11 protein-coding genes are annotated in these 12056 nt (G+C 40.3%); 8 read left to right on the forward strand and 3 right to left on the reverse strand.

The genetic code is table 11. From position 1 onward, the window contains the following. Nucleotides 1-22: 22 nt before the first annotated feature. From NSMS1_RS22995 to NSMS1_RS23030, 8 genes are all read left to right on the forward strand, one after another. The gene (locus tag NSMS1_RS22995; RefSeq protein WP_224087042.1) at nt 23-1036 is read left to right on the forward strand and encodes a glycosyltransferase family 8 protein; all 1014 of its coding nucleotides are present in this window, start codon (nt 23-25) and stop codon (nt 1034-1036) included. Nucleotides 1037-1110: 74 nt separating this feature from the next. Beyond that, nucleotides 1111-2079 (forward strand): glycosyltransferase, encoded by a 969-nt coding sequence (locus NSMS1_RS23000; RefSeq protein WP_224087043.1) that lies wholly within the window; start codon nt 1111-1113, stop codon nt 2077-2079. A gap of 120 nt (nt 2080-2199) precedes the next feature. Continuing rightward, on the forward strand, nt 2200-3174 hold the full coding sequence (locus NSMS1_RS23005; RefSeq protein WP_224087044.1) for a glycosyltransferase family 2 protein: 975 nt from the start codon (nt 2200-2202) through the stop codon (nt 3172-3174). A 144-nt stretch (nt 3175-3318) separates the two neighbouring features. Continuing rightward, complete coding sequence (locus tag NSMS1_RS23010; RefSeq protein WP_224095320.1) at nt 3319-4191, forward strand: glycosyltransferase family 2 protein; 873 nt, start codon at nt 3319-3321, stop codon at nt 4189-4191. Nucleotides 4192-4271: 80 nt separating this feature from the next. Beyond that, nucleotides 4272-5420 (forward strand): glycosyltransferase family 4 protein, encoded by a 1149-nt coding sequence (locus NSMS1_RS23015; protein ID WP_224087045.1) that lies wholly within the window; start codon nt 4272-4274, stop codon nt 5418-5420. Next, nucleotides 5417-6367, forward strand: a complete 951-nt coding sequence (locus NSMS1_RS23020; RefSeq protein WP_224087046.1) for a glycosyltransferase family 2 protein — start codon at nt 5417-5419, stop codon at nt 6365-6367. The genes NSMS1_RS23015 and NSMS1_RS23020 overlap by 4 nt, the downstream gene beginning before the upstream one ends. After that, complete coding sequence (locus NSMS1_RS23025; RefSeq protein ID WP_411908644.1) at nt 6368-7795, forward strand: O-antigen ligase family protein; 1428 nt, start codon at nt 6368-6370, stop codon at nt 7793-7795. Between the two features lie 539 nt (nt 7796-8334). Then, entirely contained in the window at nt 8335-8718 is a 384-nt protein-coding gene (locus tag NSMS1_RS23030) for a hypothetical protein (RefSeq protein ID WP_224087047.1), read from the forward strand. A gap of 720 nt (nt 8719-9438) precedes the next feature. Here the strand turns inward: NSMS1_RS23030 and NSMS1_RS23035 are convergent. From NSMS1_RS23035 to NSMS1_RS23045, 3 genes are all read right to left on the reverse strand, one after another. Then, the gene (locus NSMS1_RS23035) at nt 9439-10509 is read right to left on the reverse strand and encodes a glycosyltransferase family 4 protein (protein WP_224087048.1); all 1071 of its coding nucleotides are present in this window, start codon (nt 10507-10509) and stop codon (nt 9439-9441) included. Between the two features lie 202 nt (nt 10510-10711). Then, nucleotides 10712-11398 (reverse strand): HAD family hydrolase, encoded by a 687-nt coding sequence (locus NSMS1_RS23040; protein ID WP_224087049.1) that lies wholly within the window; start codon nt 11396-11398, stop codon nt 10712-10714. A gap of 136 nt (nt 11399-11534) precedes the next feature. Further along, on the reverse strand, nt 11535-11903 hold the full coding sequence (locus NSMS1_RS23045) for a cupin domain-containing protein (RefSeq protein ID WP_224087050.1): 369 nt from the start codon (nt 11901-11903) through the stop codon (nt 11535-11537). Nucleotides 11904-12056: the final 153 nt, after the last annotated feature.

The following is a 12056-nucleotide window of genomic DNA, read 5'->3' on the forward strand; positions in this document are numbered from 1 at the left end:
TCACCATACCCCATCTCTACTTATGGCTTTAGACAACAATTCTTTGGTTGTAGTGTGTGGCGCAGATGATAATTACGCCATACCCCTAACTGTAACTCTCTATTCCGCAGTAGCTAATCTAGAAAAAGGTTGTACACTTTACCTCTACATTATTGATGGTGGTATTACTAAGCAGAGTAAGCAACGCATACAACGAGTACTTAACGTTGAACACATTAATCTACATCTTAAGTGGCTTTCTGCTAGTAGTTTCACATCACTGAGCCATATCAAAACACCTGATTGGGTATCAGTAGCTACCTATCTAAGATTACTCATCCCCGATATCTTGCCAGACCATTTTGACAAAGCTATTTACTTAGATAGTGATTTACTCGTCAAGGGAAACTTAAAAGACCTATGGAACCAGGAAATGGGTCAACATGCCTTACTAGCCTGTAGTGACCTTGTAATTCCTTATGTATCTTGCAATTTAGGGATCATGAATTACAAAGAGTTAGGACTAGCTCCTAATTCACCCTATTTCAACGCTGGAGTCTTGGTAATGAATTTACCAAGATGGAGAGAGGAACAAATTAGCCAGAAAATATTTCGTTACTTCAGCGAATATCCAGAATATGTGCGAATGGGTGATCAAGAGGGTTTAAATGCCATTCTTGCTAATAATTGGGGGAAACTAAATCCCAAGTGGAACGTTATAGCCCACATTCTGGATTACGACAACTGGATAGATTCACCCTTTAAGCAAGAGATTCGACCGATAAAAGATGATCTCCTCCACAAGCCTTATATCATTCATTTCGCTGGTGGAGAAAAACCTTGGAAGATTGGATGTGAGCATCCAGCACAGTTGGAATGGATTAGCTATCTCAAAGCTAGTAGATGGTTTCAACCCATAGAAAGTCTTGTGTGGTTTACCAAATGGTACATACGTTATACCCCTTGGCGGCTAAAAGTCTTAATTAGAACATTGATATTTAACCTGGGATTAGGGAAAGTTTGGGAATCAATGAGAACTTATGTACACCAGTCATAATTCGTTTTTACCCTACGACCTATCAAAAGTATTGTCATTTTATTTAACAGCTTCACCGCCTGGAAGAAAGAACCATGAAAGTTTCTGTTGTAATTTCTAACTATAACTATGGTCGCTATCTGACTAAAGCAATCAACTCGGTTCTATCTCAAACCCACTCCGATGTAGAAATCGTTGTAGTAGACGATGGTTCTCAAGATGATAGCCGTAGTGTCATCACCCAACTTCAACAAACAGCACCAGATAAAATTAAAGCCATCTTCCAGACAAATCAAGGACAAGGGGGCGCTTTTAATGCTGGGTTTGCCGCCGCTACCGGAGAAATTATTGCTTTTCTTGATGCTGATGATGTGTGGAAGCCTCACAAATTACAACGCATAGTTGAGGTATTTAAGCAATCAGATGTAGTTGGTGTTATGCACCATTTAGATGTGATTGATGGCAATGACAACAGCATTAATAATGCTTCTACTCAAGGGCCAAAACTGAGCGAAGATTTAGCCAAAGTTATCTTAAAGACGGGGAATGCTTGGTGTTTTCCTCCCACATCTGGGCTCGCTTATCGCCGTGAAGCCCTAGAAAAAGTTTTCCCCATTGACCCTATTAAATGGCGTATTTGGGCTGATGGTTGTATTATTTACTGCACAGCGTTTTTAGGTAAGATTAAAACATTACACGAAAACTTGGGATACTATCGCATACATGGTGCGAACAATCACATGAGCGGAGCGATCGCCACCAAGGAACAAGAAGCCAAATCCCAAACTGGGATTGAGATGACTAACCAATATATCAATGACTTTTTGGCACGTATTGGTTATTCCCAAAAAGTTGACTTATCTCGCAATCTTCAGTATCGACGTACAAAGTATTATCAACAAGCCAAGTGGGATAGCAAGGAAGTGTGGGCTATCTCTGGTTTGATACTAGGATGGCCTTTCTACTCTGGACAAGAAAAACTATATTACCTAGCTCGATTTTTATTTAAAAGCGGAAAATTTTTAGTTTCTTCTCCTGTTCATACGGAAAGTACTACCGTTTAGCAGTAAATGTGATTGTCGCAATATAAACCAAGCACATCTCGACTATCCCATTATCCAGTAATTGTGGACGAATCATAGGTCTAATTTGGTCTGTGATGATTCCTACCTAATATTAAAACTATGGCTAGAGATACTAACTCCCCAACTCCCTTAGTTAGCGTTATCACACCTACCTATAATCGTCCAGAATACTTACAAGCAGCACTAAGTAGTGCGGTGCGACAAACGTATCGCAATATTGAAATTATTGTTTGCGACAATTGTAGTCCGCAAAATCCGCAAGCAATTGTTGAGTCATTTAATGACCCACGCATTCGCTTCTCGCGCAATTCATCGAACATGGGAATGTTCGCTAATACTTTCAAAGCCTTTCAAATGGCGCAGGGAAAATATGTCGCTTGTCTACTAGACGATGATATGTGGGAAGAGGACTTTCTAGAAAAGCTCATCCCCCCTTTGGAAAGTAATTCCGATTTAGCCTTAGCCTTTTGTGATCACTACATCATCGATGCTAATGGCAAGATAGATGATGCGCTCACAGAAGAATATTCTCGGACATATAAACGAGTAGATTTGGCTGAAGGAATTTACCAACCCTTTTGTCGCATAGCCTTAGTAGATAAATCCGTATCTACAGCCACGGCTGCTGTAATTCGTCGAGATGCTATTGAATGGAATACCATTCCGGCTGATGTTGGCGGTTCATGGGATATATATTTGAACTATTTGTGTTGTCGTTCTGGTTTAGGCGCTTATTTTTATCCCGAAAAACTGACTCGTTACCGCGTCCATGAACAAACAGACACCATGCTGAGTGGTAAACGAGATGCACAGGCAAAGATCCGTAAAGCTCAAGCTGATTTGTTCTGCTATGAGCAGTTTATGGCAGACGATCGCTTATCCGAGTTTAAACCCTATTTTCAGCAGCAATGGGCGCATGTAAATACAACCGTAGGAATCGGCTTAATGCGTGGTAAACAACTCAAAGCTGCACGCTCTTATTTTTGGCGTTCCCTAAAACACAGCCGCAAAATTCGCACTATGGCTGGACTGATGCTCAGTTTTACACCACCAGCGATCGCATCTCGATTTTAGGGGGTGGGGAGTAGAGGAGATGAGGGAGATGTAGCTTCCCGCAGCGTGGGAGTGGGGGGAGCAAGGGAGAATAACTGTGGACTGTTGACTATGGACTATGGACTATTGACTGTTGACTAATGACCAATGACTAACAATAAACAAATGCGCGTAGCTGCCTGCATCACAACTAGAAATCGTCCTCATGATTTAGAGAATTGTTTGCGATCGCTGTGGGATTCTCAGATCAAACCGCATTTAGTAGTAGTATCTGATGATTCACCAGATATTGAGGTACAGCAACAAAATCAGCAGATTGTTCAACAATATCCTGAGACAATTTATATTACTGGCCCCCGTCGTGGTGTATGTGCAAATCGTAACAATGCGGTGAATGCGACACCTATATTAGAAACTGATTTAGTTGCTTTTATTGATGATGATATTTGTGTGGAACCAGAATTTATTGGCAGTGCGATCGCTCGCTACACGCAAATATCCATAGAACAAAGAAATACTACCATCCTTTCTGGTGTTAGTCACGGTAGCAATGGCTATATGATGGTTTCTGGGAAACTTTCTTTTCGTGGCTATTTTTGTGCTAGTGATGTTCCTGAAACTGTAGCGATTCACGCCTCAGTTTTCCCGCGTCAATTTTTTGATCAAGAACAGTGGGACGAAAATATCTTTTTTGGTTATGAAGATGCCGAACTTTGCCTAAGAGCTTTAAAACGGGGTTACAAAATTATTCACTGTCCAGAATTGCGAGTAAATCATGATGCTGGAGTCAAGGGTAGCTCTTTGATGGTATCTGAAATCGGCAAGCTAACTAACTACGAAATTTCTATAGAAGCTGCTAGGCTCTACGTTGGTATTAAGCGCTATAAAGATTTATTTCCCAATGTTTTAAAACTTATTAGTTTCTGTTTTATATACTTCCTACACATGACGGCCTATCTGAGCAAACGAGCCTCCTTGCAAGCATGGCCGGAAATTATTCGTCGCTCCCGTATTCAAAAGTTATGGCAGCCGTCCTAACAATTCAAAATTCAAAATTCAAAATTAAGAATAAATCAGCGCTCACTACTCATAACTCCTCACTTACAGGAGAGTTAATTGTGAAATTATGTATTGTTACACATAATGTAATTAAAGGTAATGGTCAAGGTCGGGTTAATTATGAAATTGCTCAAGAAGCAATCCGGCGTGGGCATTATGTCACTATATTAGCTAGTGAAATAGCCTTGGAATTGCAACAAAGTGAACAAGTTAATTGGGTTCCTATTTCTGTTAAGCAATGGCCGACAGAATTACTACGAAACATGGTCTTTGCTTTTATCAGCGCAAATTGGTTACAAAAACATCGTTCTGAGCTTGATTTAGTCAAAATTAATGGTGCAATTACTCATGCTTTTGGTGATGTTAATGCTGTCCATTTTGTCCATAGTTCTTGGTTAAAATTTACTTCTCTTAAGTCTCAATTAAGTTCGACTACAACTACTAAATCACGCAGATTTTTATACAGTTTTTACCAGTGGTTGTACACGTCATTAAATGCACGTTGGGAAAAACAGGCTTTTCGTCGTGCGCGAGTAGTAGTTGCTGTCTCTAGTAAGGTGGCGGAGGATTTACAAGCCATCGGTGTAGCGCCAGAGAAGATTCGGGTGATTGTTAATGGTGTGGATTTGCAAGAATTTTCACCAAGGAATACTGAGCGCACAAGTTGGAATCTACCAACAGGAGTTCCCTTAGCCCTATTTGCAGGAGATATTAGAATCTCTCGCAAGAACTTGGATACAGTTCTCAAAGCCTTGGTGCAAGTGCCAGATTTACATCTAGCAGTTGCGGGAATTACGGAAGGTAGCCCATATCTTCAATTAGCTGAAGCTTTGGGACTGAGTGAACGAGTGCATTTTTTAGGACTGCGCTATGACGTTCCCGAATTGATGAAGGCTGTGGACTTTTTGGTATTTCCTTCACGTTACGAGCCTTTTGGCTTAGTAGTGATTGAAGCGATGGCTTCTGGTTTACCTGTGATTACGGCAACTACAACGGGTGCAGCAGATTTAATTACACCGGAATCTGGGATAGTTATAGCCGACTCCGATGATGTGGAAGCTTTAGCGAAAGCCATGTTGTTGTTAACGTGCGATCGCCATCTCAGGCAAACAATGGGTCAAGTTGCTCGTACTATTGCCGAACAACACAGTTGGAAAAGTATGGCACAGCAATATGTGGATTTATTAGAGGAGTTACAGGCAGAATGAAAATCACCGTTATTGTTCCCACTTACCGCCGGATTAAAGATTTAACACGCTGTTTAGAAGCATTGCAAAAGCAATCTCGATTAGCTGATGAAGTATTGGTAGTAGTGCGTGATACCGATATTGAGACTAGGAAATTCCTAGAAGCGATCGCCCCTTCGGTATTACCATTACGTACTACCACAGTTAGCATTCCTGGGGTAGTAGCAGCGATGAATGCTGGACTAGATATTGCTCAAGGAGAGATTGTTGCTTTTACAGATGATGATGCAGCTCCTCATAGCAATTGGTTAGCACAAATTGAATCTCACTTTTTAGCTGATGCACAGATTGCTGGCGTGGGTGGACGTGATTGGGTATATCATGGCGATCGCTTAGAGGATGGTATATGTCCGGTAGTTGGACAAGTGCATTGGTTTGGACGAGTCATAGGCAATCACCATCAAGGCATGGGCAAACCCCGTGAGGTAGATGTTCTCAAGGGAGTGAATATGAGCTTTCGTCGTTCAGCCATTGATAAATTACGTTTTGACCAACGAATGCTCGGTACAGGCGCTCAAGTTCACTTCGAGGTAGCTTTTTGTCTCACCTTGAAACGGGCTGGTTGGAAGCTAATTTACGACCCCCAAATAGGAGTCAATCATTATCCAGCACAGCGATTTGATGAGGATCAACGTCAAAGTTTTAATTACACTGCTGTAGCTAATGCAGTACATAACGAAACATTAGCTCTGCTAGAACACTTATCCCCCACTCAACAGTTAGTATTTGTACTCTGGGCTTCCTGCGTAGGCACTAGAGACGCTATGGGTTTAGTTCAATTTTTACGCTTTTTGCCCAGCGAAGGCTTACTAGCAGGGCAGAAGCTACTAGCATCTTGGCATGGTCGCTGGCGGGGTTGGCGAACTTGGCAAAGTTCCAACAAAATTCTTTCACTGTGGAGATTTTGAGTGAATCATACATATACTTTCACCAATAGTTCTGCGTCACCAGGTTTAATGGTTGAGAAACCACAACCTTTGGCTTGGTTAGCGATACTGTCTCTAATTCTATTCTCAGTCGTATGTATCTTTGGGGGAGCAGCTGGCATTCTCCGCACAGGATATGTTATTCTCTCCTTTGCTGTCGGTACTTTCTTATACATAAAATATCCAGTCCTTTACACAGGCTTTACTTGGTGGCTCTGGTTTGTCACACCCTTCATAGCTCGTGTAGTTGATTATAAAAGCGGTTGGGACCCTAGCCGCTTTATGTTAGTGTCCCAATATATAGTGACATTATTAACTTTTCACACACTTTTAAAAGAACTGCCAAAATCTTTACGTCAAGGTGGTTTGCCTTTTGTGTTAGCTTTTATTGGCGTATTTTATGGCTGTCTTATAGGCATAATTAAAACATCTCCCTTCACTGCGGCACGGGGACTTCTAGATTGGTTAACACCAATTACTTTTGGTTTCTATTTATTTATCAATTGGCGAGATTATCCACTTTATCGTCGGACACTTGAGCGTACTTTTACCTGGGGTGTATTAATTACAGGAATATATGGTGTTGTACAGTTCCTCAACCCACCTGATTGGGATTTATTCTGGTTATCAAGTACAAAATTAACTAGTATGGGTGATCCTGAACCCCTGAAACTGCGTGTTTGGAGTACAATGGCATCTCCTGCACCTTATGCAGCCATGACGATGGCAGGTTTAATATTATTATTTAGTAATAAACAATTAATTAGGATTCCTGCATCAGCAGTTGGTTATTTGGCTTTCTTGCTGACAACAGTACGCACCTTGTGGGGAGGATGGTTGATAGCTTTCCTGACATTTATCACCTCATTAAAAGCCCATTTACAAATGCGTCTATTTATCACAATTTTAATTATGGCGTTTTGTATAGTACCCTTAACACAAATTGAACAATTTTCTGATACTATCACTGCTCGTTTTCAAACTTTTTCTAATTTAGAGAAAGATGATAGCGCAAGAGTCAGGCAGAAAATCTATGAACAGGGTCTTCATAGCGCTTTAACTAATGGTTTAGGTAACGGAGTAGGGAATACTTTTATTGTTAATGAGAAAGGCTTATTAGAACCCATTATCATCGATAGTGGGATTCTCGATATATTTTTCACATTAGGCTGGTTTGGGGCTATATTCTATTTACTAGGAATGTTGATGGTTTTTACTCAATCATTCCAATATTTAGAGTACAGTTTTGATTCCTTTATGGCTGCTTCTAGGGCTATTGGTTTAGGGATGGTATCAACATTACTTGGTAACAGTGGAATGTTAGGTATGTCAGGAATGATTCTTTGGGGCTTTATCGCTATAGCTATAGCAGGACACAAGTATCACGTACATCAAAGAATAAGCAAATAATTTGTAATATTCTCTTGATGAACTGTACTTAATTTTTATTAGTGAGCTTAATACCAAATAAGTGGCTAGAAACCGCTTCTATACAGAAAACCTACGTACCCAGGTTTAAAACGTTAATTTTGAGCTTACTTAGGTAGGTTGTGAAGGGGGTGAGTCCAGTGTTGTAGGTGGGTTTCCTGCCCTAGATAACTGACTTTCCCCGAAAGTTTTCTCGTACCACTCCGTGTAAGTAAGATAGTTTTAGTTTGGCTTGCTTATAAGCGCAACTGAATAAAAAGCTGAGAAAAGCTTAATAAATAAGACATTTAATCCTAATTAACGTCCAAAACATCTCTCCTTTAGCAGATTCAGCATTTTTTAATATCGGTTTCAATGACTTCTAAAACTGATTAAGCCTGTAGAGGCTTACAGACTGGACTTTATGAAAAATACCCTTAATTTAAGGAATACAATCAAAATTATTTATCTCAAAATTTCACTTGCTATTTGATAACAAATCGCATAACCTAGACATTTAGTTGTATCCTTTTAGGGAATTTATGAACAGAAAGCTCATACTTAGTTTGTTTGCTAGTTCCTCTATTTTCACCTCGTTGATGTCTACGCTAGGAATAATCAGTCCTGCCCATGCTAATGTTAACTTGACTCAGAAATTAATACACACCAATGACGGACGTACCTGTATTACTAATCCTCATGGCTTGAAGGATTTTGTGTGTATTAAAGATTCCGAGAGAAGCCCAAATGCTCGTCCTGTAACTAAACCGATGGTAGTCTCATCGGTTCCATCAAATAACACAGTTGGAGAACTTCAATTCACCGAGGCAGAGAGTGATTTATCAATTAAACTCTTTGGCTGCGACTGTCCGTATTGCCTTAATTCTACACGGCAATTAATGGGTACTGGCAACTTGGTGTACTAAGTTGGCAACTGATTATTTAATATAAGTGTTACTGCTGTTTGTCTTAGTAAAAAAGCATTTTCTGTAACCAAATATATCCAATTTTTTTGATTGATATAGGGTTCCAGTTTGATATCTGAAATTATTTGCGTATTCAGGCAATAGGCAATAGGGTTATACAAGATTAAAGGGTACGGAATTTTATTCAAGAATCAAATACGAGTCTTATAGTTACTTAGATACTTTTTCGCTTTAGCAAATAAAAATTTTACCTTGTGCTGTATGGCTAGGGCTTACACACCGAGGTTATCTATGAAAATAGGGTGTGGGGGTGTAGGTTTAAAGCTCTTACACTCCTCTCTTACAAAGTTCTGAGCGCTGACTTCCGGCGCTCAGAACTTTGCGTATACCCTTATTCTCTTGCCATTGTCTTAGTACCATTCAGCTTTAGATGTAAGTTGAGTTAAGCACAGCAAAACCCAATATAGAGATTAAAAACTCAAGTTTAGGAGATCATTTAGCTATTTAGTTATTATCTTCTCAAATCAGCTAATCACCAGAAAATCTCACAACTAAACATGAAAGTGGTTCTTTTCCACTCCCCCTCCAGGTATGCCTCCGACACGCCAAAGGCGAACGCAGTCGCCTGCGGTACTCCTACGGAGAAGCAAGCTACACGTAAGCGTCTGTCTACAACACGCTACGCGAACGTTAGAGAGGGAAACCCTCCTTTTCTCGCCCCTACTTCTTACTCCCCACTTTCAAGCTAGAATAAACTGCCAAGGTTTCTTGATTCACACGCCCAGCTGTCAGCCATTCTAAATTTTGTTGTGCTTGCTCTTGCCAATGGTTTAATAAATTAGCATTACCAAGTAAATCTGTTAAAGCATTTGCTAGAAGCTGACTATTTTTAGGTGGGACTAAAATACCTGCTTGACCATTATCTAAAGCTTCAGGAATACCGTCTACATTAGTGGCAATGATGGCGCAGCCTGCTTCTCTAGCTTCTGAAAGTACAAGACCAAAAGGTTCGTGATGTGAAGCGAGAACAAAAATATCAGATGCTAACAGGTAACGTTGTGGTTCTGGCTGAAAACCTTCAAAATGAATACGATGATTGAAGGGTGTGCTTTGTGCTTTGTCCTCAAACATTTGTCTGTCTGGGCCGTTTCCAACTATATAAAGATGCGCTTGAGGAAATTCTGCGGCAATTTGGGCGAAAGCATCAATTAACTCACTAATGCCCTTACGTTGATACATGCCAGCTACAGTTGCGATCGCAGGTCGTTGTAACTCTATAGGCATATACTCTTTAATATTGCGAGTGCGGACGCTACCTAATGTCCCATTGCTGATTACTCGTAATTTTTGCTCAGGAATGCCTCGTTTAGCCATTGATTTAGCAACAGCATGACTGACAGCAATGACTCTATCTGCTAATCCCATCAGTACTGCGCTGCGTTGAAATTCGTTATGTACTGTAGCGACTAAGGCGTAATTGGCAGAACCTTTCAAGGCTCTTCCTAGTACAACCCCTGTCATCATATGGGCATGGACAATATCTGGTTGAAATTCTTTGATAATTGCTCGGTAACGTCGAGCAGCATTAATTAAATTACCAGGGGTTCTTGTTTGGTCTAACTCAAAGTGTTTAACACCATACTTTGTTAATAATGCTTCATATTCTCCGCCAGCAGATGCGACAGCTACATCATGATTATTTTTGCCTTGCAGACAAGCTAAGTCTACAGCTACGTTCACGATACCATTGCCAATTTCGCGGACGTGATTCAAAATATGTAGTATACGCATCAGATTCAGCTAGTGTAAATTCTATTTACACAAAATAAATCTCTATTCAGGGGCAATTATCCGGAAATTTTTATTAATTGACATTACTGTACACCTAATAAAGAGATCGCTCTAGCATAGATAATTACACTAGAAAAAATTAAAAAAGTTATCTGTAGGTCAAGTGGAAATTATTTCTCTGTCTTGACCAACTTTTAAAGTATTATGCCTTGGTCATGGCTTTGGTTGCTAAAGGCGATCGCTCGTATTGTGTTAACAAGTCTGCCGGATCATCATAAATGGCGATCGCATCCTTTAATTGACTATCATCAAAACCGCCGCAACGAAAAGCAATCACCTCCACCCCGGCTTGATTTGCCGAAGCAATATCAAAGGGAGTATCACCAAGCATCACAACTTCAGATGGCTGTATATTCAACCTCCCCAAAGCCGCCTCAACAATATCAGGAGCAGGTTTAGAAGCTTCTGCATCGTTGGAGGTCGTTGCCTCATCTTGACTGAGTAGGTCTTCCACTTGTGCAGCTTTTAACAAAACTGACAATTCTTTACTTGAGGCTGAACTCGCAATGATTAGACGTAACCCTACAGACTGCATTTTTAATATTAATTGCCGCGTACCATTGGCAGCAGTCAGATTTTTGGCAAATTTGTTGATAATTAGTTGTTTGCGTTTATCTGTAATTTCCTTTCCTTGCCCTTCTTCATCAGATAACCCTGGCGCAAACTGAGGAATAATTTGGTCGCCTCCCATGCCAATCAACGGACGGACTTGTTCAAACTTGACTTCATAGCCAAATTCTGCAAATGCTTCTACCCACGCTTGAGCATGAGCATCGTTACTGAGAATAAGTGTCCCATCTACGTCCAAAATTACGGCTTGATAAGTCATTAAGAATCTCTTGATTACTTTAGTGCCTCTAGGCTAATGAAAACTCGTTACCATTACCTCTACCTCAATTGTTACTTCTATTGACAGAATCACTAACTGAATGTGAGTGTTATTGATTACGCCTGGCCGTAGATAATTACGAATTAATCCGATTGGGAAATGATATTTCTAAGACAACACAACCGATATCAGTCTTAAATGGGCCATGAATCTCTCCAGGTGGTCTGCTAGCATAATGTCCGCTCTCTAACCACATATCAAAAGCTTGGTCATAAAGACGACCACTAACTACAAATATTTCTTCAGGATAGGGATGACTTTTCGCACCAAAAGGAGTGGTATCAGCACCGGGATGAAATCGAGTTAAACGAGTGTATTCACCTGTTTCTTCATCTATGCTGAGGGTGAGTTCTTCGGCAATTTGTTCTAAGCCTGGAATTGGTTGCCATTTCCCTTGGTTGGCTGCACTCAATGGATTCCAGTAAGTTTTGGTGGACTTCGCCATACTGATCTGTATTATTTGTTGTAGCTAAATTAATTTATATTAATCAGTATTACAGGGGCAACTTGGCAATATAATCAAGCACTCTTTTACACTGGATGCTGATTAATTTCTGTGCTTTTCTTAACTTTATTTTAAACTAGTTAATATCTTCTT

It is taken from the genome of Nostoc sp. MS1, from assembly GCF_019976755.1.
Taxonomy (GTDB): Bacteria; Cyanobacteriota; Cyanobacteriia; order Cyanobacteriales; family Nostocaceae; genus Trichormus.